The organism is Pantoea sp. MT58, assembly GCF_014495885.1.
In the GTDB taxonomy this organism is placed as follows: Bacteria; Pseudomonadota; Gammaproteobacteria; order Enterobacterales; family Enterobacteriaceae; genus Pantoea; species Pantoea eucalypti.
Genome location: NZ_CP061083.1, coordinates 3,976,211 through 4,000,422, shown reverse-complemented (window position 1 = coordinate 4,000,422; position 24,212 = coordinate 3,976,211). Strand labels below are relative to the sequence as shown.

Genomic DNA, 24,212 nt, shown 5'->3' with positions numbered 1-24,212 from the left:
TACAGCACCCATCACGCCGCAGGCGGCGTTGTCCGCGCAAAGCTCTCGCGCTGAAACAGCGTTTCCGCCAGCTTCACCAGCGCCGGTCGTTCGACACACCAGTTTGGCACCACGCGGCGGAAATTGAGATAGCCGATCATGCAGCCGGTGGCGATATCCGCCAGACTGAGCTGGCCGTTGTTCAGCCATTTTCCTTCAGCGGCCACGGCTTCCAGCATGTCGAGGCTGCGCTTAATCTTTTCACGGTTACGCAGCAGGACCTCTTCGGACTGCAAATTACCCGGACGCATCTGCTCGCGAACAATCACCAGCGCAGCATCGCTGACGCCATCTGCCAGCTTCTCCAGCTGACGGATGTTGAGCGACTTAAGCGGATCGGCAGGCAACAGGGCCGGCTCCTCACCGCGCAGTTCCAGAAATTCCGCGATGATGCTGGAGTCGAACCAGATTTGCTTATCGTCAGCGACCAGCGCCGGAACTTTGCCCAGCGGATTGTAGTGCGGCACGTGACTGTCATCGCTGTAAGGCGATGCATTAACGAATTCAAACGTGATGCCTTTTTCCAACAGGATAATCGAAATCTTACGCACAAACGGGCTGGTATAGCTGCCAATCAGTTTCATCAGGTTCTCCGGATTCAGTGACTATTCGCCAGGAAACATAAAAGGATTGAGACTGCTGCGCGCGAAGCCTTCCTGCTCCATTTTTGCATCCAGTATCAGCGACGCCAGGTCATCGGCCACCGGTTCAATGGCCGGATCGTTCTCCTGATAGAGCATCTTCAGATAGGTGCCGCAGTCGCCACAGCTTTCCGCCTTCACGGCTGCTTTCTCGCTGCTGAGCGACCAGTAGTGCAGGTCACGGGACTGTTCGCACTGGGTACATTTGCTGCCCACGACATGCCATTCACTTTCGCACAGATTGCAGTGCAGATAACGCGCGCTTTCATGACTGCCCATATGAACGATGCTGGCGACCGGCATACTGGCGCAGACCGGACAGAACTGACGCTGATTCCCCATTTCAGCGTGTGCCTTACCGGGTATCAGGGCTGCCATCTGCGCCCAGTAGAGCGAGAGTGCTGCCCAGATAAAGGGCGCTTTATCGTTGCTCACCTGTGCATACTCGCCGGTAAACAGCGCACCGGCCAGTGTCTCCAGCTCTGTGGCTGAGGCCTTCTCCAGATTCTCCAGCACCGCCAGCGCCTGACCGCTCATCTCCGGCTTCAGCTCAGCAATCAGCGAGTGCAGCAGCCGTTGCCAGTGTGGATCGCGCGGCAGAGTATGGATGTTCAGCGGTGGCTTGCCCTCGCTGGCGCTCTGCGTCAGTCGGGCATGCAGATCGAGATGCAGAGGATGGTCATACAGCACAATTTCCTGCGCTTCAGCGATCACCGCCGCAAAGCGCAGATAATCGCCGAGTGGATTTTTCGCCGCAAGATCGCGCAGTCGCGCGGCACGACGGCTGTATAAATTTTTCAACCGTGGAAAAAGTAACGGCGGAATCATCTCCTCCGTTGTTTTTTCGCCTTTCTCCAGCGGATCCTGCGGGATTATACGAATACTCATCAGGGGCGTTTTTCCTGTTTTATTGGCGAATTACGCCGCTCACGATATCCACAAGGATAATGCTGTCTGGCTCATTAAGAGCATATTCAGCTTTCTACCCTCGCGGCCAGTGTGCCTCTGACCCATAATGCGGCATAAGCGGGCACCATAATCACGATGATCAGCGTCACTGCCGAAACAGAATGCACAATCAGTGCCAGCCGACTCAGCGGAATGACAAAGGCATCTGAAAAGTACGGTCCCCGGATCACAATGCCGCTGGCAGGCGGCAGTACTAAGCTGATGATAGCAGTCCAGAACAGACTCTTCTGACCAAAGTTCTTTTTACGGGTGTCTCCTGCCTCTTTATTCACTGTAATCTGATGAATCTCTCTGGCCCGTTAAAGGGTAAGGCGACGGATTGGCATGTGTTTCGGGTTCCCCAAAACATCCGCATTAACACCCCAGTGATTTGCAGATTTTCCCGGCGTTAACACATGAAAAAGACCTTTTCTCATGGGGCCGCCAGCAGGCAGGGCGACAGTTATTTTCACTGAAGAAACCGCATCAATTGCCTCGCTGTTTATTTGCGCTCTCGGGGGCTAAAAGGCAGAATCAGGGCGCGTCTATGCTCTGCATTACCGGGCACCGAATGAGATCATCTCTTAACAACAGGTTATATTTTTGAAAGCTATCCAGCCTGATTCAGGCGAAGATTTAACAATTCAAACCGGCGTTAGCAGGACGCAGGTGTGGCAGCGCGCCAGTCTGACCGATGCACAGGATGACTGGCTGGCAGACGAAGTTCCGGTGGCGCTGGTCTATAACGATATATCACACGTGGTGATGATGACCACGCCCAAAGACCTGGAGGCTTTTGCGCTGGGCTTTTCGCTATCAGAGGGCATTATCGACGCACCTGGCGACATTTTCGGCATGGATATTGTGCCGGGCTGTCACGGTATTGAGGTGCAGATTGAGCTGTCCAGCCGCCGCTTTATGGCGCTGAAAGAACAGCGTCGCGCGCTGGCAGGCCGGACCGGCTGCGGCGTGTGCGGTGTTGAACAGCTGGACCAGATTGGCAAGCCGCTCTCTCCGCTGCCGTTTACCCAGACCTTCGCGCTGGACCACCTGGATCGGGCGCTGGGCCAGCTGAAAGATTATCAGCCGGTCGGACAGAAAACGGGCTGCACCCATGCTGCTGCGTGGATCCAGCCTGATGGTCAACTGGCGGGTGGCTGTGAAGATGTGGGGCGCCATGTGGCACTGGATAAGTTGCTGGGTTATCGCAGTCAGGCTGCGTGGGGACCGGGCGCGGTGCTGGTCTCCAGCCGCGCCAGCTATGAAATGGTGCAGAAGTCTGCCATGTGCGGCGTGGAGATCCTGTTTGCGGTCTCGGCGGCGACCCGCCTGGCGGTTGAGGTGGCTGAGCGCTGCAACCTGACGCTGGTCGGATTCAGTAAACCTGGCCGCGCCACAGTCTACAGCCATCCTCAGCGTCTGCGTTAAACCACCATTACCGCTGGCAATGTCTGCTGCAACGCCTCAAGTGCGGCACCGTTGTCGCCGCCACTGTCAGTAATCAGCAGGGAGATCGCCTGCGGCGGCGCGTAAACCGTGCGGCTGACCACGCCGAGTTTGGTGTGATCGGCCAGCAGATAGCAGGCAGCGGATTGCTGCACCATTGCTCTGGCGATAGCCGCTTCGTGCGGGTGAAAACTGCTGCCACCGCACTCTGCGTCAATCCCCACTGGCGACAGCAGCGCGACATCGGCTCGGTAGCGGATAATCTCGCCAACGGTGATTTCGCCGCGCGTCTGTTGCGCACCCGCCGACATCGTCCCACCCAGCAAAATAATCTGATTATTCAACGGCTGGTTTTCTTCTCCAGCGCTCAGTGCCAGCGCGGCCTGCAGGCTGTTGGTCACTATCGTCAGGCCGGAAAGGGCGTGTAACTCCTCTGCCAGCAGCGTGGTGGTGCTGCCCGCATCAAGAAACAGCGTCTGTCCGGGCTGCAGCAATTGCGCAGCGGCGCGGGCGATTGCGCGTTTCTCCCGGGTCTGGGTGCTGCGACGTTCCGTCAGCGGCGGTTCAGCCTGGGTTTCAATGGCCACCAGGCCACCGTGGACGCGGCGTGCCAGACCCAGCGCTTCCATCTCAATGATGTCGCGGCGCGCGGTTTCGCGTGACACCCCCAGCTCCCTGATAATGCGCTCGGTACTGACCTGGTTTAGTCGGGTCAGTAAGGCACGGATGCGATGAAGGCGCGTTTCCTGCAGCATAGAGAAATCCTTATAAAGCGCGAAGAGCATGGATGATACGCCAGTGACGCGAAAGATTCTGTCTGGATCAGAGAGCAAGCTTAGCGCGGCGGCTTGACGGCGTCATGTGTATTTTATTGCTTTTGTGTATTTTGTTGCATTTTAGATTCAGGCAGGCATGATACAGGAGTTCGCTCTTCTTCCTTCATCCTTGTAACGGGAGTCAATATGGCCACGCGTTCCACCATTATGGATACCAACAGTTTTCGTGCTGAACATGCCGATGCGCTCGACAGTGACACACGCAAACTGACCGATAAACGCAGCAAAGTCCTTGGCGAATCCTATCGCCTGTTCTATCGCAAACCGGTTCATCTGGTGCGGGGTGAAGGGCAATATCTGTGGGACGCAGCGGGCGATAAATATCTCGACGTTTACAACAACGTGGCGAGCATCGGTCATTGCCATCCAGCCGTGATTGAGGCGGTGACGCAGCAGATGAAAATGCTGAACACCCACACGCGTTACCTGCATGAAAAGATTCTGGATTACAGTGAAGCGCTGCTGGCAACGACACCTGCGGCGATCGATCGCGCGATGTACATGTGCACCGGATCGGAAGCCAACGATCTGGCGATTCGCGTGGCGCGCGCGTTCAGCGGCGGTACCGGAATTATCGTCAGTAAAGAGGCCTATCACGGCACCAGTGAGCTGACCTCCGGCGCGTCTCCGGCACTGGGCAGTGGACAGCCACTGGCACCGACCACGCGGCTGGTGATGCCGCCAGATGCCTACCGTGTGGATGCGCCCGACCTGGGTGACTGGTTCGCAGACCAGATTCAGCAGCAGATTGATGACATGGCGGCGCACGGCATTAAATTTGCCGGTTTCCTGGCGGACTCGATTTTCTCCTCGGACGGCGTTCTGCCCAATCCTCGCGGCTTCCTGAAAAAAGCGATTGAGGTGGTGCATGCCAACGGCGGCATTTTTATTGCCGACGAAGTTCAGCCTGGCTTTGGCCGAACTGGCGACGCGTTCTGGGGCTTTGGTCGCCACGATGTGGTGCCTGATGTGATTACCACTGGCAAGCCGATGGGCAATGGCATTCCGGTTTCCGGACTGCTGGCAAAAAGTGATGTGCTGGCAGCCTTCAGCGATTCGATTCCCTACTTCAATACCTTTGGGGGGAATCCGGTCGCGATGGCGGCGGCGCAGGCGGTGCTGAACGTGATTACCGAAGAGGGATTACAGGAACACAGCCGCGTGGTCGGCGCGAAGCTTCTGGCTGAGCTGCGAACCCTGATGGATCGCTATGAGTGTGTGGGGGATGTGCGCGGTGCCGGACTGTTTATCGGCTTTGAACTGGTCACCGATCGTCACAGCAAAACGCCGGACAAAACGCTGGCGCTGGATTTGATTGAGAAGCTTCGTGAACATCGTGTGCTCACCTCGGTCGCCGGTCCGTATGGGAATGTGCTGAAACTGCGTCCACCACTGGCTTTCCAGGAGAGCGATATCGACTGGCTGGTTGGCGCACTCGACAGCGCCCTGCGCGAGCTGGGTCAGTAACGCGCAGAGCAGGGCCGACGCGGCGTTCAGGCGGGAGGCGTGCTGGCTGATAGCCTGGCATCAGCGTGCTGCTCTCCCTGCCTGGCACGTCTGAAAAGGCAGAGCCAGCATCAGCACACTGTAAAAACAACGGGTTGCTAATGCCGGCTTTCGCAAATCCTTATGGTTAATAGGGCATTGATTACCCTTTTACGCTACATGAATTTAACTATAATGATTCGACTGCTTACGCGGCACGTCCCGAATTCGTCGTGCTGCTCAAACTAAATGGAGAGGAAGAACATGAGTTATTCACTGCCATCCCTGCCTTACGCATACGACGCACTGGAACCGCATTTCGACAAGCAGACGATGGAGATCCATCACACCAAACACCACCAGACCTATGTGAACAACGCTAACGCCGCGCTGGAAGGTACTGAATTTGCTAATCTGCCGGTAGAAGAGCTGATCACCAAACTGGATCAGCTGCCAGCAGACAAAAAAGGCCCACTGCGTAACAACGCAGGCGGTCACGCTAACCACAGCCTGTTCTGGAAAGGCCTGAAAACCGGTACCACGCTGCAGGGTGACCTGAAAGCGGCTATCGAGAAAGATTTCGGTAGCGTGGAAAAATTCCAGGAAGAGTTCGAGAAAGCCGCTGCGACCCGTTTCGGTTCTGGCTGGGCATGGCTGGTTAAGAAAGGCGACAAACTGGCTGTGGTTTCTACCGCAAACCAGGATAACCCGCTGATGGGTGAAGCGGTTGCCGGCGTTTCTGGCTTCCCGATCATCGGTCTGGATGTGTGGGAACACGCTTACTATCTGAAGTATCAGAACAAGCGTCCTGACTACATCAAAGCGTTCTGGAACGTGGTTAACTGGGACGAAGCGGCAGCCCGCTTCGCTGCTGCTCAGTAAGTTAACAAAGCGTAAACGCAATGAAGATAAACCGGTGAAATTTATTTCGCCGGTTTTTTTTATCTCTATTTTGTGTATTCCAGATTCGGACCCGAAGTCATCAGATATGAGTTTTAATGTTATTCCGCATTAACCTGCCGTTGATATTGACTATGTTATTTTCAGTGACATTCTTGTTTAACTCATTGTGTGTCGCTGACTATGTCAATTATAACTACTCAGGAAAATACGACCGAATCCTCTGCTTCTCTTTTTTTTCAGTTAATTAGCGGGAAATATGTTCCGGATAAACTCTGGAAAAGTAAACGTTTCCGCCTGAAATTTGTGTTAAGAACCTTAATATCGCCACTGACGACGCTGCATTATCTGGACGCGTTGTCGCATTTACCGCAACTCCCGCTGCTGATGAGCACGCAGGGATTGTTGCCCGCTAAGCTGCACCGGCCCTATCTGCGTTCAGGACTGAGCATTGCAGCACGTGCGCAGGCGATACTTGATCATTACAGCCTGATGAATAATCTGGAAAATCCTATGCTGCGCCAGCTGTTGCAAAGCGCTACGGATAATCCACTGGCCACACTGACCGGTAAAAATGGCGAAAACTTTATCCTCTCGTGCAGCTCTGGTTATTTCGACCGGGAAGGGGAAGTGACACTGGTATTGCGTTATAACGACGAAATTATTGCGTCGCTCTCATTTTCTATTCTCAACGAAAATAGCCAGCGCACCCTGTTAATTGGTGGACTACAGGGGCCGCGGAAACATATCAATAATGAGATGATCCGCGAGGCGACCAAAGCGGCTCACGGTCTCTTTCCAAAGCGTCTGTTAATGGAAGCGGTATTTATTGTTGCGAAGCAGTGCGGTGTGGAAAATATTCTGGCGGTAGGTGATGAGACACATGTCTTCCGCAGTCTGCGTTATCGCCATAGCAAAGGGGATAAGTTCTTTGCCAGCTACAGTGAATTCTGGCTGTCGCTGAGCGGTGAAGCGCGCAAAGATGGGATGTTTACTCTGCCGCTGAGCCTGCCGCGCAAGACACTGGAGGAGATCGCCAGTAAGAAGCGGGCAGAGTATCGCCGTCGCTATGAACTGCTGGATGCGCTGGCGGAGCAGGTGTACGCCGCCGCTGGCGAACGCAAAGCCGATGTCGATCAGGCAGCTGCCTGATCGACTCCGTCAGAATGCGCTTTTAGCGAAGCCGGTCATCGCTGTCAGACCCATCTCACGTCCCAGCGCGGTCATTGGATGCACCACCACCAGGCCGCGCACGCTTTTTTTCAGCGCGCCCAGATTTGCCTGCTCTTTCTTGGTAATTTCGCGGCTGAAGCCCATTTTCTGCAGCTTCTGCGCTTCGGCACTGAGTTTTTCAACCCGCTGACCGCGCAGGCGCTCAATCTCAATGACCAGCGCTTCTTTCTCTTTCAGCAACGCGCCCAGTTTCTCGACATCACCCGATTCAAGTAGCTGCGGTTCTTTGCGGTTCAATGCGTCCAGCTTATCGCTGAGAAGTTTGATTTCGTTCTTTTCTTGCTCTTTCATGACAACAACTCGTTGAGGAAAACAGGGCAAGGATACACCAAATCTGGCGCATATTCCCGTTCAGGTTAAGACGAAAAAGGCGCCGTGATGGCGCCTGACAGGATCAGCTACCGGACTTTTTAAACGCCTGCTTCATACTGATGCGCGCGATCAGCTCGGTGAGTGACAGGACCATGGTGGAGCGCACCATCTGCAGATAGCGCTGCTGCTGCATACTGCGCAGCTCGGGATCTTCAGTATTAAACACCGGCGCGGGTGGCCAGGCCGTGACACAGTGCAGTTCCCCAAACGGGCCGAGAATCTCGTCGTCAGTAAAACGATAATCGCCGTGGTCGTGATTCAGCTCTTCGCGCAGTGCCAGCAGCAGTTCACCATCTTCATATTCGTGCCGGCTGATGACGCCAAGTCCGTAAATCAGCTTCAGGCGAACCGAGAGTTCGCCCAAAGGGCCATTACCCAGCAGCAGCGGTTCTACGGCATATTTAACCGCATAGTCATCTTTGCGGAACACCTGCAGCACCAGCAGATTGACGGCTTCAGCCAATAGCTCAACGGCGGCGATCAGAAAGCTTCTCACCGAACGACCGGCGTTCAGGCGCTCAAGCACCCGGTTCTCAAAAGCCTGCTTCTCTTCCATTATTGCCTGCATGGGTTCAATACCGCCGTTGGGCGCAGGCGAACTGCGCCCGGCTTGCGTCACTAACACGTGCGCATTATGCCATAGCGTGCCAGGCGCTCACCACAGAAGCCACCACTTCGCTGTCGGCATCCAGTCCTGAAATCTCAGCCAGCGTAGCCTGCGGGCCTTTTTCTGCCAGCAGCGCGGCCAGTTCCTGTGCCTGCGGGTCCTGATCGCTGTGATAGTGCATGGCAGCAGCAATACCCTGCACCAGGCTGGCGTGCGGTAAACCATACTCCAGTGTGCCCAGCGTGGGCTTAATCAGGCGATCGCCCGCGCTGAGTTTACGCAGCGGCTGACGGCCTACGCGCTCAACATCATCTTTCAGATAAGGATTTTCAAAACGACCCAGAATTTTCTGGATATAGGCCGCATGTTTTTCCGCGTCAAAACCGTAACGTTTAATCAGTACCGCGCCACTCTCTTCCATTGCGCCTTTCACTACGGCCCGGATTTTTTCATCAAGGATGGCGTCACGAATGGTCTGGTGACCCGCCAGCTGGCCGAGGTAGGCGGTAATGGCGTGACCGGTGTTCAGGGTGAAGAGTTTACGCTCAACAAAGGCCATCAGATTGTCGGTCAGTTCCATGCCAGGAATGGCTGGCAGGTCACCTTTAAACTGGGTTTGATCGACGATCCATTCGCTGAAGGTTTCAACGGTCACTTCCAGTGGATCGGTGCTGCCTGCTTCAGAAGGGGGCACGATGCGATCGACAGCGGAATCCACAAAGCCGACATGCTCTTCCAGCCAGGCGTGATACTGCGCCGGCAGCGCCTTCAGCACATGCTGTTTTAGCTGGCTGGTGCCGCGCACCATATTCTCACAGGCGATGATATTTAATGGACGGGTGTTACCGTTGTCGCTGCGTTTTGCCAGACCTTTTGCCACACTGGCGGCAATACGCTCCAGAATCTGCGGACCCACGGCGGTGGTAACAAGATCGACGTCAGAGACCAGGGTGATGATCTCATCGCTGGTGCTGTTTACGGCACTGACGCCTTTAACGGTTTCCACTTTGGCCTGTTCGCCAACCACATGAACGGGATACTCATGACGCGCGTTCAGTGCATCCAGCACCGTCTGATTCACATCAGCAAAAACCAGTTCGATACCTGCATCAGCCAGTAATTTGCCGATAAAGCCGCGACCAATGTTTCCTGCTCCGAAATGTAACGCTTTCATAATTTTTGACCCATATCAAATGACGATGGGGCGGGCAAACCCGCCCCAGGAAATCGGGACGGGCATGACCGCCCCAGGGAAAGAATTGCTCTGAATTACGCGACGGCAGGCTTGCCTGACAGCAGATCCAGCACTTCCTGCACGCGGGTGGTGTTCGCCAGCTTCTCAATCACGCTGTCATCATCCAGCGCATTGGTCAGGCTGGTAATCACCTGAATGTGCTCGTTATTACGGGCAGCAATACCAATCACCAGGCGCGCGACGTCATCTGGCTCTTCGCCAAACAGGACGCCTGCCGGATACTGACAGAACACCACGCCAGTTTTCAGCACGCGATCTTTCGCTTCAACGGTCCCGTGCGGCACCGCAATCGACTCACCGAGGTAGGTCGGCGTCAGTTTTTCACGCGCCAGCATCGCGTCAACATATTCTGGCTCTACATAACCGCCTTTCACCAGCTGTTCACCAGCAAAACGAATCGCCTGTTCTTTGTTGCTGGCGGTCAGGCCGAGGAAGACGTTATCTGCACCCAGTTTAAACAGGTGTGCGTTGCCTTCATCGTAACTGTCAGAGAGCGCAGTGGTGACCGTTTGACGATGCACGTCGCTGCGATTAGCGGCAACCAGACGTTCGGTCAGCGTGCTGTAGAGCGCACTGTCGAGGAAGTTATTCAGCGAGATGTGCTGCGCATGCGGAGCCTGGCGAATAGCACGCTCGGTCAGATCACGATGGGTAATCACCAGATCGACATCGCCTGGCAGGGCATTGATCGCGGTATTCGTCACCGACACATTGCTCAGACCTGCATCCTGCACTTTCTTACGCAGAACACCTGCACCCATGGCGCTTGAGCCCATACCGGCATCACAGGCGACGATAATTTTGCGCACGTGATGCAGCTCGACGCTCATCGCATCGCTGGCGACGGGTGCACCCGCCACGCTCTGGCCTTTCGACTGCGCTTTCATCTCATGCATGCGCTGAGTCGCGGCTTCGATATCGTCATCTTCTTTAACCTTGCTGGTTTTCAGCAGGATAGCGGAAACGACGAAGGAGACGGCGAAAGCGGCAGCAATGGCGGCGATGTTCGCAAAGTAGGCACCCTTTGGTGTCATCGCCAGCACCGCCAGGATTGAACCCGGTGAAGCAGGCGAGACCAGGCCACCGTTCAGCACGGTCAGTGTGAAGACACCCGTCATGCCTCCCAGGATGACCGCCAGCAGCAGGCGAGGCGCCATCAGCACATACGGGAAGTAGATCTCATGGATGCCGCCAAGGAAGTGGATAATTGCCGCACCGCCTGCAGACTGTTTAGCACTACCACGACCAAAGAACATGTAGGCCATCAGCACGCCCATACCCGGACCCGGGTTGGCTTCGATCAGGAAGAAGATCGACTTGCCCGCCTCACTGGCTTGCTGGATACCCAGCGGTGAGAAGATCCCGTGGTTGATGGCGTTGTTCAGGAACAGGATTTTTGCCGGTTCCACGAAGATTGAGGTCAGCGGCAGCAGGTTGTTCTGCACCATCAGATTCACGCCTGCGGCGAGAATGTGTGACAGACCTTCTACCAGCGGACCAATCGCCAGGAACGCCAGCAGTGCCAGAATCATCCCGATAATACCGGCCGAGAAGTTGTTAACCAGCATCTCGAAGCCGCTTTTGATTTTGCCGTCAATCGCCCGGTCAAACGACTTAATTGCCCAGCCGCCCAGTGGACCGGCAATCATTGCACCGAGGAACATCGGCATATCCGCACCGACAATCACACCCATTGTCGTAATTGCACCGACCACACCGCCACGATCGCCGCCCACCAGACGCCCACCGGTAAAACCGATCAGCAGTGGCAGCAGGTAGGTGATCATTGGGCCAACCAGTTTGGCCAGCGTTTCGTTCGGGATCCAGCCAGTTGGAATAAACAGCGCGGTGATGATACCCCAGGCGATGAACGCCCCGATGTTTGGCATCACCATATTACTCAGAAAGCGACCAAAGCTCTGTACTTTGACCTTCACTGATGAGGACATAAACCCACCCCTTATTGAGACGCGCTGCAATAGGAGAGCGCGTTTGTTTTTGTTTAGCCACCCCGACTCGCAGCCGGTGGTATTACTGTATGCACGCGGACTCTATCACGCGAATTTGGCACTGCGTAGCACGCGGAAAAAGTGTGATCTACATCACTGATTAAGGGTGGTGGCAGGGGTGATTAGCGTGACATTGATCACATTTTTATAACGGTTACGTGTTGTTTTGCCTGGTTTTTACGCGTGATAGCTGATTATCTGTGAGTTTGATCACACTAAAAGGGCGGGGGTTTGTTATATAAATGTGACTCAGATCACAAATTATTTTTGGTCGAAAATGCGCCAGATCACACTTCATTCGACAGGCTATCGGATGAGATTAGAAAAGGCGTGGAGACGGGCAGGCGACCTACGCCTACCCATAAAGCAGATTTACTGCAGGCCACCCTGAACGGCCGCTTGTGCCTGAGGAAGCGCCTGTGCATTCGCGGATAACGTGCTCATTATCGCGTTGTATTGTGAAGCCTGATCCTGCGTCGGGAACTGCACGCCGCCATCATTGAAGCTGACGCGGGTACCCTGAGTTTGCAGGAATTCGCCGGTCTGCACGGCAGCCTGGCTCAGCGCCTGAAGTTTAGGCAGCAGCGGAATCAGCTGATTGGCGGGTACCGTCACCACTTTGTTATAGGCGGTGTCGTAGACTTTTTTCAGATCATCCGTCTGCTTTAGGGCCGCTTTGCTGCTGTCCGCCTGCATTTTTGCGCTCTCAATCTGCTGGGTAACAATGACCAGTGCGCTCGTGGCCTGACGCAGGGAATCACGACGGCTGAGATAATCCTGCGGAACGCGAATGGCAGACAGTTCATCCACCACCGGACGCATCCCCTGTTCAACGGCTTTGTTCGCCTGCTGCGAAAAGCCGTACATGATGGCGTAATCGCTGGCGAAGTTGCCAAAGCTTTGCTTCTGGTTTTCGCTGAGGCTAGGGAGATGCTCGCCACTGCGCATCACGGTATTCTGGAGGAAATCAATAAATGCTTTACGCTGCTCGCCTTCTTTGTCACCGCATGCGGTGAGTTGCAGCACGATGAGCGCGCCAGCGAGCATAATGCCGCCGCGTGCCATAAGGCGTGTAAGTCCTGAAGCCATTGGGTCAACTCCTGTCGGTAGTACTGTCTGATGTCCAGGTAGGAATGGCCTAAAGAATAGAACAAACCGCCGTCACGGCACAATGTGAAACCGCCTGTGAAGCAGAGGCTTTCTTAAACGCCGGTGATACAACGGGATCGCCCGCACGTCAGAGCGCGATACGTTTCCTGCCATCATGCGTTAACCTGAACGTCAGTTTAGCGGTATGGCGATCACGGCTGCAGCCTTAAAACACCACCGCCTGACCATCTTTGCGACTCTCGCTGGCTGCAATATAGAAACCCTGCGGATCGCGCACTATCGCCTGCGCGCCACCAAAGTTGTAATTGCTCAGGGGATCTTCCAGTACCACATTGTGCCCCATGCGGCGCAGCGTGCTCAGGGTATTGCGATCGAGTGTCGATTCAAACACCACCTCGCGTCCCTGTACCACCCGCCAGCGCGGCGCATCAATCGCAGCCTGCGGATTCTGGCGGTGCAGCATAATTCGCAGCGCCAGCTGGACATGACCCTGCGCCTGCATCGGGCCACCCATCACACCAAACGCCATCAGCGGCTGACCCTGCTCATCCAGCGCAAAGGCCGGGATGATGGTGTGAAAAGGGCGCTTACCGCCTGCCACCACGTTAGGATGGTCTGGATCGAGTGAAAAGCCCGCCCCACGGTTCTGCAGGCTGATGCCGGTGTCGGGCACCACCACGCCGGAGCCAAAGCCCATGTAGTTAGACTGAATGAATGAGACCATCATACCGCTGGCATCAGCCGTCGCAACATACACCGTGCCGCTCTGCTGCGGTGATCCAAAGCGGAAATCTCCCGCTTTGTCAGGATCAATCAACGCTGCCCGCTGGCGGATATACTCTTTACTCAGCAGTAACGCTGCCGGGAACTCGAGATGATCTTCATCGGTGACATAACGCTCCAGATCAACCAGTGCCAGTTTCATCGCCTCAATGGAGAGATGCAGCCACTGTGGCGAGTCAGGTGCATAACGGTTGATCTCCCACGCTTCCAGAATGCCGAGCGCAATCAATGTCGCAATGCCCTGACCGTTAGGCGGCAACTCCTGCACCGATCCCCCGGCAAACGGATGTGACAGCAGGGTAACCCAGTCGGCGCGATGGTTTTTCAAATCGTCCAGCGTCAGCGCCGCGCCATGTTCACGGGCAAAGGCCGTCATCTTCTGCGCCAGTGCGCCGCGATAAAAACTTTCACCCTGTGTCTCAGCGATCGTCTGCAGGGTCCGGGCCTGAGCCGGATTGCGGAATAACTCGCCCGCACGGGGTGGACGGCCCTGCGGCGCAAAGCAGTCGATGAAGCCAGGCTGATCCCGCAGCTTGTCATAGCCTCGCTGCCACAGCTGACCAATCAGCGGTGATACCGGAAAACCGTTGCGCGCATAGTCAATTGCGGGTTGCGCCAGTGTGGTCAGCGGTAGGGTCCCGAAGCGCTGCGCCAGCGTGACCCACGCCGAGACGGCACCCGGGACGGTAACGGACTCCCAGCCGGTTTCTGGCATTGCACTCAAACCGGCGAAGCGCTCAGGATGCCACGCGGCGGGCGAACGGCCTGAGGCGTTTAATCCATGCAGCTCGCTGCCGTCCCAGACAATGGCAAACGCATCGCTGCCGATGCCGTTTCCGGTTGGCTCCAGCACAGTTAAGGCGATGGCGGTAGCGACAGCGGCATCTACAGCATTTCCGCCCTGCTGCAGCATCCGTAAGCCCGCCTGCGCCGCCAGCGGTTGTGAGGTCGCCACGGCATTGCGTCCCATCATCGGTACGCGATGAGAAGGGTATCCGACGTCAAAATCTGTTTCTCGCATCGCTCTTCATCCTTTCAGGTGGCAGGTCTCTTTTTACCCGTCATGAGTGCGCAATCACAAGGCTGCACTTTTAGCGCGCATCAGCGCGATTAAGGACGGCTGACTGCACCGGCATGAGGCATCTGCCGTTTCGTTAGAGTGACTGTTGATTTCGCTGACGATATGGCGGCGTTCAGAATAAAATATTTCTCCGCACGTCGCTGTGAGCCGCCGCGCGCCAGGGCTCAGCGGCAAACCAGGACTATTCTTAAATTAATCAGAACTGTGAATATAAGTGTTCATGAAGTAAACCATTGGCGTATATTTTGCAATCACTACCTGAAGAGGTGTAATGCCTCACAGAAATGAGAATGTGCCCGCCAAAAGCTTGATGGCATCCACATAAATAGCAAACACCATTTGATTTTTTTGCCCGCTGTGCAGGCGCAAAAATCAACCGCCTCAGTAGGTTAGAAGCGCTGGAGCGTTTTCGGCACACGTTAGTTAAAAAAATAATTATAAATTGCGCGGCAAATAGTCAGGTCTCTATCCATACTTAGTCTCCCGGCATTTGTTGCATTGTTCTGACACCTTTATAAGCAGTGCACCGCAGGCTGTGTCCCGTAATGGTTTTTCTCATAACAAAAACAAACCCTTGCGGGATCCAGCCTGAACAGGCCCGGTTTCAGAGTCCTGACTTCAGGCTCGTACCTCTCTACTTTCACGTGCTTCATAGTGAGTTTTTAAGGAGTTCTCTATGGAATTAAAAGACCCGATGTTTGAATTGCTCAGCAGCCTTGAGCAGATTGTTTTGACACGTGATGATCGCGCCGCCGAGTTACTTATTCAGCGTCAGCAACCCGCCCAGCCAGAGCCACAGCGTCTGCGCGAAATGACCGGCATGCAGGTTGATGAGTTTGCTAAAGTGATGGGCGTGAGCGTATCTTCCGTGAAAAGCTGGGAAGCCCGGCGTACCCGTCCATCCGCGACGGCGCAGAAACTGATGAAGTTATTACAGGCCAATCCCTATCTGGGACGCCAGTTGCTTGAATAATCAGGCATCATGAAAACACCCGCCGCTGGCGGGTTTTTTTATGCGTGTTTTATGCTGTATTTAGCGGCCTGTTTGACAAACCAGCTCTCCGGCACGCTGTAGGGCGGCTCCCGCAACCGGGCAAGCCCGCTTTCTATGATCGTCGAAGCCTGCTGCCACAACTGTGCATCGCCCTGCTTCAGCAACGCAATCTGTATCTGCTTTTCCACCAGGTAGACCCGCGCAAAGTCAGGATCAAAACGTACAATCGCGCGGGTATTGTCGATGATGTCCGCCAGCTTGATAGTCTGGGCCTCAGGACTGGCGCTGGCCGTATGGCGAAAGTGCGCAAGCTTCCGGGCCGCCCGATTTTTCGCCGTAGCCGGTGCGCTATCGGTCAGCATCTCCACCAGGCTGGCCACGCGCGCGCCAAAGTGGGCTTCGATATCGCTCTGGGTCGTGGAGGTATCTTCTACGGTATCGTGCAGCCAGGCTGCCGCTAACAATGCCTCGTCATGGCTGACGCTGCGCACCAGTTCCACCACCGCGGCCGGATGAACAATATAAGGCTCATCGGTATATTTGCGGCGCTGACCGGCACTGGCATGTGCCTCGGTGGCGAATCGACGCGCCTGTTCTTCCAGTGAATCCAGCATGCTTTTACCCCTGACTAAAAGTTTGCTTGCAATTATCTAGCGCGCTATATATATTGAACACCATGAACTGTGATCAAGATGACAAAAAAGTGAAAACGATGCCACTGTTGGTCGATCAGCAACTCTGCTTTGCGCTTTATTCTGCCAATCTGGCAATGAATAAAGTGTATCGCCAGTTGCTGAGCCAGCTCGACATTACCTATCCACAATATCTGGTGATGCTGGTGTTGTGGCAGAAAGATGATGTTACGGTGTCAGAGATTGGCGAGCAGCTTTTTTTAGACTCGGCAACATTAACGCCACTGCTGAAGCGACTGGAAAGCGCGGGTCTGATTAACCGGCAGCGTACCCGTCAGGATGAACGGCAGGTTGCAGTAACACTGACCGAGGCTGGCCGTGCGCTGCGCGTTAAGGCTGAAGCCATTCCTGAAGCGGTTAAATGTGCCACTGCCTGTGACGATGATGCCCTGCTGGCGCTGAAATTACAGCTTGATGGATTGCGTGATAACCTGATTCAGTCACGATAAATATTGCCGACGGGTGCATTGCACCCGTTGAACCTCACCGCCTGATTACGGTTAAATAAGTAGCAGGCGATTAAATAGTGTAACGGAGAAATGTCATGTCTTTAGAACAAGTGGTTTACCGCGCCAAAGCCAAAGCTACCGGTGGTCGTGATGGTCGTGCAACCTCTTCTGACGGTGTACTGGACGTTAAACTGGGCGTGCCAAAAGAGATGGGCGGTGCAGGCGGCGAAGTGACCAACCCTGAGCAGCTGTTTGCGGCGGGCTATTCTGCCTGCTTCATCGGTGCGATGAAGTTTGTTGCGGGTCGCGACAAAATCGCGATGCCAAAAGATGCGTGGATTGAAGGTGAAGTAGGTATCGGCCCGATCCCCAACGGCTTTGGCATCGAAGCGACGCTGAATATTCACCTGCCGGGAATGGATGAAGCAGAAGCGCAGAAGCTGGTGGATGCGGCACACATCGTGTGTCCTTACTCAAACGCCACTCGCAACAACATCGACGTGACGCTGAACATCATTCGCTAAGCATGCTGCGGGCCTGAATTATCAGGCCCGCACTTTTGCCTGTTATTCAATCCCACACTTCCGTCTCACTGCGTCAGCATGTCCGGTTAATCCTCCGCGCTGTGTACAAAAAATGTGCTAATCAGGTCGACAGCGATTATTATCTGGTCTATAAAACGCCCTCATGCTTTACTGAGCCACCTCGCGTTATAGCCTATAAATCCGTTCAGAATTTTCCTTCATCTTGTCCGGTCCGCTTATTCAGCGAACTCTGCCGCGTTTCGGCAGTCACATAAAAGATTTGGTTAAGCGCTTCACACCGGAGAAACACCTTTTTTCATGAATTATATTAAAACCCTGACTCAGCAGAAGTTATCGCTACTGCTGGCGCTCTACCTCGGTATCTTACTGAATTTACCAATTTTCTATCGTCGTTTTGATGGTTTTCTTTCGCACTCTACGATAACGAACTGGCTGACTGCCGTCACTGAAGTGGTGGCCATTGTGCTGCTGACTTTCTTCCTGATGCGGCTGCTGTCGCTGGGTGGAAAGTGGTTTTATCGCGTGCTGGCCACGCTGATAGTGCTGATTTCCGTTGCCGCTGCTTATTACATGGCATTTTTTAACGTCGTAATTGGCTACGGCATTGTGGCTTCGGTGATGACCACTGATACCGATCTTTCTAAAGAGGTGGTTGGCTACCATTTCATTCTGTGGATGGTGCTGGTCAGCGCGCTGCCGCTGCTGATGATCTGGCGTAATAAGCTGAGCATGACGTTGAATGAGCAGCTGCGCACGCCGGGACAGCGTCTTAAACCCTCCGTGATCATGCTGCTTTGCGTGGCGCTGGTCTGGTTGCCGATTCGCTTTCTGGACAAACTGCAGAAGCAAAACGAAGAGATTACCAACGTCGATCTACCGAGCTACGGCGGTGTCGTGGCACACTCTTATCTTCCTTCAAACTGGCTTGCAGCTGTAGGACTCTTTGCCTGGACCCGCGTGGATGAGACGCTGAATAGCGAGGAATTGCTGGATCCGGCGAAGAAGTTTACCTACGTCGCGCCTGCCGGACTGGACGACACCTATGTGGTGTTTGTGATTGGTGAGACCACCCGCTGGGATCACATGGGGATGCTGGGCTACGAGCGTGACACCACGCCAAAGTTGTCGAAAGAGAAGAATCTTGTGGCGTTCCGGGGCGAATCCTGTGATACCGCGACCAAGCTGTCATTGCGCTGCATGTTCGTACGCGAAGGCGGCACCATGGATAACCCAGGTCGTACGCTGAAAGAGCAGAACGTGTTTGCGGTGATGAAAGAGCTGGGCTTCACGTCTGAGTTGTTTGCGATGCAGAGCGAAGTCTGGTTCTACGACAACATCAATGCCAACAACTTTGCTTTCCGTGAGCAGATTGGTTCAGAGAAGCGTAATCAGGGCAAAGCGGTGGATGACATGCTGCTGGTGCCGGAGATGAAAGCGTCACTGGATCGTTTCCCGAAAGGTAAGCATCTGATCGTGTTGCACACTAAAGGGTCGCACTACCTCTATTCACAGCGTTATCCGCGCAGTTTCGCGAAATATCAGCCGGAATGTATGGGCGTGGATGAGACCTGCAGCAAAGCGCAGTTGATTAACGCTTATGACAACTCGGTGCTGTATGTCGATAGTATGCTGGATAGCGTGCTGGATCAGCTGCGTGATAAGAAGGCGATCGTTTTCTATGCCTCTGATCACGGTGAGTCGATTAGCGAGAATATGCATTTGCACGGCACGCCGCGCGAGATGGCGCCACCTGAGCAGTTCCGCGTACCGATGATGGTCTGGGCCTCCGATAAGTATCTGGAAGACAGCCAGAACCGCAGCAATTTTGAGCGTTTGCAGGCGCAGCAGCGCGTAGGCCGCACTCATCGCCATGTTGAGTTGTTCGACACCATTCTGGGCTGTCTGGGTTATACCTCGCCAGATGGCGGTATTAACCCCGCCAACAACTGGTGTCAGGCACCGGCAAAAGGTCAGGCTAAAGCGCTGTAATAGTGAGCGAAAAGGGCAGGGCAGGTGGTTAATTACGGGTAACCGCGTGCTTTCCAGGCGATTGGCGGCAAAAGCATAAAAAGCGGTTGACGCTGATCGGGGGTAGCAGTAACATGCGCCCCCATCGGCGAGTAGCGCAGCTTGGTAGCGCAACTGGTTTGGGACCAGTGGGTCGGAGGTTCGAATCCTCTCTCGCCGACCATATTTAAGAAAACCTGTCTGAAAAGACAGGTTTTTTTTCGTCTGTAACAAATGAGGATGAGGACCTCCGAAGGAGGTTTGAGCCGAGCGTAGCGAGACAACGTTGCTTCAGCAGCGGCCCGAAGGGCGCTGCTCGAAGAGCAGAGTAATCCTCTCTCGCCGACCATATTTAAGAAAACCTGTCTGAAAAGACAGGTTTTTTTTCGTCTGTAGAAAAGTGATTTGCAGGCAAAGAATTAGCGCTGTGCGGGGTTCAGACGGCTGAAAGATCTAAACCCGAGTGAATCTGACAGCAGCGCATAAATTCAAGGCGGAGGGAACACGGGCAGAGGAGGAAAGCGTCCCACGCCATGGACGGCGTGGGCCGAGCGTCCATGGATGGTTTAAGCGACTTTCCGATCTGCCCGTGTTCCTGAGGCAGATCTCAATCTGACCGCTAAGCATTCACACTCTTATCAGCTGAGCGGGCTTCAGGGAGCATACGCCTTCCGCAAAGACGCAAAAGACGCCATCCCTGGCATGCTCAGCGCGGCCGATTACGCACCTCATCCCTGAGGTGCGCCCGTGGCCGGGCCAACGCATTGCGTTGCTCAAAAACGCTCCCGGCGTTTTTGTCCCTGGCCCGCGATGCTTTGCTACAGGCGTATGCTCCCTTCGCTTCACGTCTGGCAAACGCATCAGGTACTTACATGGGCGCTTCAGACGACTGACAGGTTAAAAGCCAGGTGCATCTGACCGCAGCGCATAAATTCAAGGCGGAGGGAACACGGGCAGAGGAGGAAAGCGTCCCACGGCATGGACGGCGTGGGCCGAGCGTCCATGGATGGTTTAAGCGACTTTCCGATCTGCCCGTGTTCCTGAGGCAGATCTCAATCTGACCGCTAAGCATTCACACTCTTATCAGCTGAGCGGGCTTCAGGGAGCATACGCCTTTCGCAAAGACGCAAAAGACGCCATCCATGGCATGCTCAGCGCGGCCGATTACGCACCTCATCCCTGAGGTGCGCCCGTGGCCGGGCCAACGCATTGCGTTGCTCAAAAACGCTCCCGGCGTTTTTGTCCCTGGCCCGCGATGCTTTGCTACAGGCGTATGCTCCCTTCGCTTCACGTCTGGCAAACGCATCAGGTACTTACATGGGCGTTTCAGAACGCCTGAGAAATCCAAATCATTTTTGTTACCTTCCAGAAAGTTCCAGTAAACCCCATCTTCCGCGCGTTCCACTTACTGACAATAATTATCCCTGCTTTCCCGCTGACAGGCCTTATCCCATAAGCGATGCGATCATAATTCGCGACACATTCTTCTTATGACCGAAAGCGGCAACATGCTGATTCCTTATGCTTCTTTACCAGCATATTCCGCTGGATGAACGTCATAACGCACGGTGAATCGTTCAGTTATTCAACATTTGCCGGTAAAAGTTTTAAGTTTTTTAGCGGTGAGAATCACTAGCGATAGAGCAGGCTTCCAGCACAATGCACGGAATTCAGGTCAGCTCTGCTGTGCATTGTATGGCATTTGGACAGAAACGGTTTTTATTACCGTTGCATGCGATTCCTCACACTCTGTGTAAATAAGTAACCGTTGTATTGACGTTCTTTGCAACTGTTGACAAATTGATGCGTCAATAAATGCGCAGTTACGGAATTTTCTGAATGCATAACCTGCATCTGAAAAAACAAAAAATCGTAGCGCGCGTTAACCACCTGTTCGGTGGTACGCCTGAACCGCATAAAAAAATCAGAGGTCAGGCAATACACACAACATCACATCACAATGGAGCAAACGCATGATCAACTCCCTGGCTAAATCCGGGATGCTGAAGGTCGGTCTGAGCCTGATTGCTATGACTGTCGCCGCCGGTGTTCAGGCAAAAACCCTCGTTTACTGTTCTGAAGGTTCTCCGGAAGGCTTTAACCCGCAGTTGTTCACTTCGGGCACCACCTACGATGCCAGCTCACGTCAGATCTACAACCGACTGGTCGAGTTCACCATCGGCACCACCGAACTGCACGCTGCACTGGCAGAGAAGTGGGATGTCAGCGAAGACGGTAAAACTTACACCTTCCACCTGCGCAAAGGCGTGAAGTGGCAGACCACTAAAGATTTCAAACCGACGCGTGACTTCAACGCGGATGATGTGGTGTTCACCTTTGAGCGTCAGCTGGATAAAAACAACGCCTATCACGGCGTCTCCGGCGGCAGCTACGAATATTTCGAAGGCATGGATATGCCTAAGCTGATCAGCAAAATTGAGAAAGTGGACGACAACACCGTTCGCTTCGTGCTGACCCGTCCTGAATCGCCGTTCCTCGCCGACCTCGGCATGGATTTCGCCTCGATTCTGTCGAAAGAGTACGCAGACAACATGCTGAAAGCGGGTACCCCGCAAAACGTCGACCTGAACCCGGTCGGTACCGGTCCGTTCCAGCTGCTGCAGTACCAGAAAGATTCGCGCATCCTTTACAAAGCTAACCCGAATTACTGGGGCACCAAGCCAAAAATCGATCGCTTAGTCTTCTCCATTACCCCGGATGCTTCAGTGCGTTACGCCAAACTGCAGAAGGGCGAATGCCAGGTCATGCCTTATCCAAATCCGGCTGACATTGCGCGTATGAAGCAGGACAAGAACATCAACCTGTATGAGCAGGCGGGCCTGAACGTCGGCTATCTGTCATACAACGTTGAGAAAAAACCGCTGGATAACCTGAAAGTACGTCAGGCACTGACCATGGCGGTCAACAAAAAGGCGATTATCGACGCCGTTTATCAGGGTGCAGGTCAGCCTGCTAAAAACCTGATCCCACCAACAATGTGGGGCTATAACGACGCGGTGAAAGACTACGCATACGATCCTGAGAAAGCCAAAGCGCTGCTGAAAGAAGCGGGCATGGCAGACGGTTTCTCAATCGACCTGTGGGCAATGCCGGTTCAGCGTCCTTACAACCCGAACGCACGCCGCATGGCTGAAATGATTCAGAGTGACTGGGCGAAGATTGGCGTCAAAGCCAAAATCGTCACCTACGAGTGGGGCGAATATCTGAAGCGCGCCAAAGCGGGCGAGCACCAGACCGTCATGATGGGCTGGACCGGTGACAATGGGGATCCGGATAACTTCCTGGCTACCCTGTTCAGCTGTTCAGCGGCTAAAGATGGCTCTAACTACTCGCGCTGGTGTGATAAGTCCTTCGAGGACCAGATCCAGCCCGCTCGTGCGACTGCCGATCAGGCGAAGCGCATCGAGTACTACAAACAGGCTCAGGTTGTGATGCATGACCAGGTACCGGCGCTGATGATCGCGCACTCAACGGTATACGAACCGGTCAGCAAGAAAGTCTCCGGGTACAAAGTCGATCCGCTGGGCGGACACTACTTTGCTCAGGTAGACATTAAAGAATAATTGTCGCCTTTTCCGGGGCGGCTGCGCGTCGCCCCGGTTTTATCTCCCTGTTTTACTGGAAACGGTAGAGGCGCAGCCAGTCTGCGTCGCGGTCGGGCCTACCCGATCGTCAGATGTAAGCAATAACAACCCTCGCGGCGACGGTCGCGCGGACAAGAGAGAACCCGGATTATGCTGCAGTTCATACTCCGACGTCTGGGCCTTGTTATCCCAACGTTTATCGGCATTACATTACTCACCTTCGCGTTTGTTCACATGATCCCCGGCGATCCGGTGCTGATCATGGCGGGCGAGCGCGGTATTTCACCTGAACGTCATGCACAGTTAATGGCCCTGTTAGGGCTGGATCAGCCGCTGTGGAAACAGTACCTGCACTACATTAACGGCGTATTACATGGCGACCTGGGCATTTCACTTAAAAGCCGCATCCCGGTCTGGGATGAGTTTGTTCCGCGCTTCAAAGCGACGCTGGAACTCGGTATCTGCGCCATGATATTTGCCGTGGCCATTGGCATCCCGGTAGGGGTTCTGGCGGCGGTGAAGCGCGGTTCGATTTTCGATCACACCGCTGTGGGAATCTCACTGACCGGCTACTCCATGCCGATCTTCTGGTGGGGCATCATGTTGATCATGCTGGTTTCGGTTCAGTTCAACCTGACACCCGTTTCCGGTCGAGTCGGCGATACCGTCTTCCTGGATGACAGCATGCCATTAACCGGCTTTATGCTCATCGACACCTTCTTCTGGGGTGAGCCGGGCGACTTCCACGATGCGGTCATGCACATGATTCTGCCAGCCATCGTGCTCGGCACCATTCCGCTGGCGGTGATAGTGCGTATGACGCGGTCGGCGATGCTTGAAGTACTGGGTGAAGATTACATCCGTACGGCGCGCGCTAAAGGCCTGACGCGGATGCGTGTGATCGTGGTGCATGCGCTGCGAAACGCCATGCTGCCGGTGGTCACGGTAATTGGTCTGCAGGTCGGCACGCTGCTGGCCGGGGCGATTCTTACCGAAACCATCTTTTCATGGCCGGGTCTGGGTCGCTGGCTGATTGAAGCGTTGCAGCGCCGTGACTATCCGGTGGTGCAGGGCGGCGTGCTGCTGACCGCAGTACTGATCATCGTTGTCAACCTGCTGGTTGATCTGCTGTATGGCGTGGTTAACCCGCGCATACGTCACAAGAAATAAGGGGG

At 54.5% G+C, this 24,212-nt stretch carries 20 protein-coding genes, 1 tRNA gene, 1 other RNA gene and 1 pseudogene; 12 read left to right on the top strand and 11 right to left on the bottom strand.

Annotated elements, in window-relative coordinates; genetic code table 11:
* Positions 1-11: 11 nt before the first annotated feature.
* The 3 genes and pseudogenes from IAI47_RS18755 to IAI47_RS18745 all read right to left on the bottom strand — a co-directional run.
* Positions 12-623 carry a glutathione S-transferase gene (locus IAI47_RS18755; protein ID WP_003849694.1) on the bottom strand — a complete coding sequence of 204 codons (612 nt, stop codon included), beginning with the start codon at positions 621-623 and terminating at the stop codon, positions 12-14.
* Between the two features lie 21 nt (positions 624-644).
* Positions 645-1,568, bottom strand: a complete 924-nt coding sequence (gene fdhE / locus IAI47_RS18750; protein WP_003849696.1) for a formate dehydrogenase accessory protein FdhE — start codon at positions 1,566-1,568, stop codon at positions 645-647.
* Positions 1,568-1,945: pseudogene (locus tag IAI47_RS18745) on the bottom strand (formate dehydrogenase cytochrome b556 subunit); the annotation flags it as partial. The pseudogene IAI47_RS18745 and the gene fdhE, both read right to left, overlap by 1 nt.
* A gap of 286 nt (positions 1,946-2,231) precedes the next feature.
* Between IAI47_RS18745 and fdhD the strand changes: the two are divergent.
* Entirely contained in the window at positions 2,232-3,056 is an 825-nt protein-coding gene (fdhD, locus tag IAI47_RS18740) for a formate dehydrogenase accessory sulfurtransferase FdhD (protein ID WP_003849700.1), read from the top strand.
* Here the strand turns inward: fdhD and IAI47_RS18735 are convergent.
* Positions 3,053-3,829 carry a DeoR/GlpR family DNA-binding transcription regulator gene (locus IAI47_RS18735; RefSeq protein WP_003849703.1) on the bottom strand — a complete coding sequence of 259 codons (777 nt, stop codon included), beginning with the start codon at positions 3,827-3,829 and terminating at the stop codon, positions 3,053-3,055. The two genes, fdhD and IAI47_RS18735, sit on opposite strands and share 4 nt — an antisense overlap.
* A gap of 207 nt (positions 3,830-4,036) precedes the next feature.
* On the opposite strand from IAI47_RS18735, the gene IAI47_RS18730 reads away from it, so the two are divergent.
* The 3 genes from IAI47_RS18730 (at position 4,037) to IAI47_RS18720 (ending at position 7,447) form a co-directional block, all read left to right on the top strand.
* Positions 4,037-5,377 carry an aspartate aminotransferase family protein gene (locus tag IAI47_RS18730; protein ID WP_003849706.1) on the top strand — a complete coding sequence of 447 codons (1,341 nt, stop codon included), beginning with the start codon at positions 4,037-4,039 and terminating at the stop codon, positions 5,375-5,377.
* A gap of 282 nt (positions 5,378-5,659) precedes the next feature.
* Positions 5,660-6,277, top strand: a complete 618-nt coding sequence (sodA, locus tag IAI47_RS18725) for a superoxide dismutase [Mn] (protein WP_008926407.1) — start codon at positions 5,660-5,662, stop codon at positions 6,275-6,277.
* 201 nt (positions 6,278-6,478) lie between these two features.
* The gene (locus IAI47_RS18720) at positions 6,479-7,447 is read left to right on the top strand and encodes a VirK/YbjX family protein (protein ID WP_008926408.1); all 969 of its coding nucleotides are present in this window, start codon (positions 6,479-6,481) and stop codon (positions 7,445-7,447) included.
* Between the two features lie 9 nt (positions 7,448-7,456).
* On the opposite strand, the gene IAI47_RS18715 is transcribed toward IAI47_RS18720, so the two are convergent.
* The 6 genes from IAI47_RS18715 to IAI47_RS18690 form a co-directional block, all read right to left on the bottom strand.
* Complete coding sequence (locus IAI47_RS18715) at positions 7,457-7,819, bottom strand: YibL family ribosome-associated protein (protein WP_008926409.1); 363 nt, start codon at positions 7,817-7,819, stop codon at positions 7,457-7,459.
* A gap of 103 nt (positions 7,820-7,922) precedes the next feature.
* The gene (gene mtlR / locus IAI47_RS18710; RefSeq protein WP_181162247.1) at positions 7,923-8,468 is read right to left on the bottom strand and encodes a mannitol operon repressor MtlR; all 546 of its coding nucleotides are present in this window, start codon (positions 8,466-8,468) and stop codon (positions 7,923-7,925) included.
* Positions 8,469-8,532: 64 nt separating this feature from the next.
* Positions 8,533-9,681 (bottom strand): mannitol-1-phosphate 5-dehydrogenase, encoded by a 1,149-nt coding sequence (gene mtlD / locus IAI47_RS18705; RefSeq protein WP_003848038.1) that lies wholly within the window; start codon positions 9,679-9,681, stop codon positions 8,533-8,535.
* A 95-nt stretch (positions 9,682-9,776) separates the two neighbouring features.
* The gene (locus tag IAI47_RS18700) at positions 9,777-11,711 is read right to left on the bottom strand and encodes a PTS mannitol transporter subunit IICBA (RefSeq protein ID WP_003848039.1); all 1,935 of its coding nucleotides are present in this window, start codon (positions 11,709-11,711) and stop codon (positions 9,777-9,779) included.
* 432 nt (positions 11,712-12,143) lie between these two features.
* Positions 12,144-12,860 (bottom strand): DUF3053 domain-containing protein, encoded by a 717-nt coding sequence (locus IAI47_RS18695; protein WP_008926411.1) that lies wholly within the window; start codon positions 12,858-12,860, stop codon positions 12,144-12,146.
* A gap of 226 nt (positions 12,861-13,086) precedes the next feature.
* On the bottom strand, positions 13,087-14,685 hold the full coding sequence (locus IAI47_RS18690) for a gamma-glutamyltransferase family protein (protein ID WP_003848043.1): 1,599 nt from the start codon (positions 14,683-14,685) through the stop codon (positions 13,087-13,089).
* A gap of 736 nt (positions 14,686-15,421) precedes the next feature.
* On the opposite strand from IAI47_RS18690, the gene IAI47_RS18685 reads away from it, so the two are divergent.
* The gene (locus tag IAI47_RS18685; RefSeq protein ID WP_003848045.1) at positions 15,422-15,718 is read left to right on the top strand and encodes an HTH-type transcriptional regulator; all 297 of its coding nucleotides are present in this window, start codon (positions 15,422-15,424) and stop codon (positions 15,716-15,718) included.
* 38 nt (positions 15,719-15,756) lie between these two features.
* Here the strand turns inward: IAI47_RS18685 and IAI47_RS18680 are convergent, their stop codons facing one another.
* Positions 15,757-16,353 (bottom strand): HD domain-containing protein, encoded by a 597-nt coding sequence (locus tag IAI47_RS18680; RefSeq protein WP_008926412.1) that lies wholly within the window; start codon positions 16,351-16,353, stop codon positions 15,757-15,759.
* Positions 16,354-16,415: 62 nt separating this feature from the next.
* Here IAI47_RS18680 and IAI47_RS18675 point away from each other — a divergent pair, with 62 nt between their 5' ends.
* From IAI47_RS18675 to dppB, 7 genes are all read left to right on the top strand, one after another.
* A complete protein-coding gene (locus IAI47_RS18675) occupies positions 16,416-16,880 on the top strand; it encodes a MarR family winged helix-turn-helix transcriptional regulator (protein WP_003848049.1) in 465 nt (154 codons plus the stop codon).
* A gap of 95 nt (positions 16,881-16,975) precedes the next feature.
* Positions 16,976-17,404 carry an organic hydroperoxide resistance protein gene (locus IAI47_RS18670; RefSeq protein WP_003848051.1) on the top strand — a complete coding sequence of 143 codons (429 nt, stop codon included), beginning with the start codon at positions 16,976-16,978 and terminating at the stop codon, positions 17,402-17,404.
* 318 nt (positions 17,405-17,722) lie between these two features.
* Positions 17,723-19,414, top strand: a complete 1,692-nt coding sequence (gene eptB, locus IAI47_RS18665) for a kdo(2)-lipid A phosphoethanolamine 7''-transferase (protein WP_008926413.1) — start codon at positions 17,723-17,725, stop codon at positions 19,412-19,414.
* A 125-nt stretch (positions 19,415-19,539) separates the two neighbouring features.
* Positions 19,540-19,616 (top strand) — tRNA-Pro (locus IAI47_RS18660).
* Between the two features lie 35 nt (positions 19,617-19,651).
* Positions 19,652-19,781: non-coding RNA, RtT sRNA (locus tag IAI47_RS18655), on the top strand.
* 1,624 nt (positions 19,782-21,405) lie between these two features.
* Positions 21,406-23,016 carry a dipeptide ABC transporter periplasmic-binding protein DppA gene (gene dppA, locus IAI47_RS18650; RefSeq protein ID WP_003852001.1) on the top strand — a complete coding sequence of 537 codons (1,611 nt, stop codon included), beginning with the start codon at positions 21,406-21,408 and terminating at the stop codon, positions 23,014-23,016.
* A gap of 171 nt (positions 23,017-23,187) precedes the next feature.
* A complete protein-coding gene (dppB, locus tag IAI47_RS18645; RefSeq protein ID WP_003852000.1) occupies positions 23,188-24,207 on the top strand; it encodes a dipeptide ABC transporter permease DppB in 1,020 nt (339 codons plus the stop codon).
* Positions 24,208-24,212: the final 5 nt, after the last annotated feature.

What these genes read in the sequence shown, in the direction of transcription:
- IAI47_RS18755 (WP_003849694.1), bottom strand. Translation starts at nt 623, where the DNA reads ATGAAACTGATTGGCAGCTATACCAGCCCGTTTGTGCGTAAGATTTCG.
- fdhE (WP_003849696.1), bottom strand. Translation starts at nt 1,568, where the DNA reads ATGAGTATTCGTATAATCCCGCAGGATCCGCTGGAGAAAGGCGAAAAA.
- IAI47_RS18735 (WP_003849703.1), bottom strand. Translation starts at nt 3,829, where the DNA reads ATGCTGCAGGAAACGCGCCTTCATCGCATCCGTGCCTTACTGACCCGA.
- IAI47_RS18730 (WP_003849706.1), top strand. Translation starts at nt 4,037, where the DNA reads ATGGCCACGCGTTCCACCATTATGGATACCAACAGTTTTCGTGCTGAA.
- sodA (WP_008926407.1), top strand. Translation starts at nt 5,660, where the DNA reads ATGAGTTATTCACTGCCATCCCTGCCTTACGCATACGACGCACTGGAA.
- IAI47_RS18720 (WP_008926408.1), top strand. Translation starts at nt 6,479, where the DNA reads ATGTCAATTATAACTACTCAGGAAAATACGACCGAATCCTCTGCTTCT.
- IAI47_RS18715 (WP_008926409.1), bottom strand. Translation starts at nt 7,819, where the DNA reads ATGAAAGAGCAAGAAAAGAACGAAATCAAACTTCTCAGCGATAAGCTG.
- mtlR (WP_181162247.1), bottom strand. Translation starts at nt 8,468, where the DNA reads ATGCAGGCAATAATGGAAGAGAAGCAGGCTTTTGAGAACCGGGTGCTT.
- mtlD (WP_003848038.1), bottom strand. Translation starts at nt 9,681, where the DNA reads ATGAAAGCGTTACATTTCGGAGCAGGAAACATTGGTCGCGGCTTTATC.
- IAI47_RS18700 (WP_003848039.1), bottom strand. Translation starts at nt 11,711, where the DNA reads ATGTCCTCATCAGTGAAGGTCAAAGTACAGAGCTTTGGTCGCTTTCTG.
- IAI47_RS18695 (WP_008926411.1), bottom strand. Translation starts at nt 12,860, where the DNA reads ATGGCTTCAGGACTTACACGCCTTATGGCACGCGGCGGCATTATGCTC.
- IAI47_RS18690 (WP_003848043.1), bottom strand. Translation starts at nt 14,685, where the DNA reads ATGCGAGAAACAGATTTTGACGTCGGATACCCTTCTCATCGCGTACCG.
- IAI47_RS18685 (WP_003848045.1), top strand. Translation starts at nt 15,422, where the DNA reads ATGGAATTAAAAGACCCGATGTTTGAATTGCTCAGCAGCCTTGAGCAG.
- IAI47_RS18680 (WP_008926412.1), bottom strand. Translation starts at nt 16,353, where the DNA reads ATGCTGGATTCACTGGAAGAACAGGCGCGTCGATTCGCCACCGAGGCA.
- IAI47_RS18675 (WP_003848049.1), top strand. Translation starts at nt 16,416, where the DNA reads ATGAACTGTGATCAAGATGACAAAAAAGTGAAAACGATGCCACTGTTG.
- IAI47_RS18670 (WP_003848051.1), top strand. Translation starts at nt 16,976, where the DNA reads ATGTCTTTAGAACAAGTGGTTTACCGCGCCAAAGCCAAAGCTACCGGT.
- eptB (WP_008926413.1), top strand. Translation starts at nt 17,723, where the DNA reads ATGAATTATATTAAAACCCTGACTCAGCAGAAGTTATCGCTACTGCTG.
- dppA (WP_003852001.1), top strand. Translation starts at nt 21,406, where the DNA reads ATGATCAACTCCCTGGCTAAATCCGGGATGCTGAAGGTCGGTCTGAGC.
- dppB (WP_003852000.1), top strand. Translation starts at nt 23,188, where the DNA reads ATGCTGCAGTTCATACTCCGACGTCTGGGCCTTGTTATCCCAACGTTT.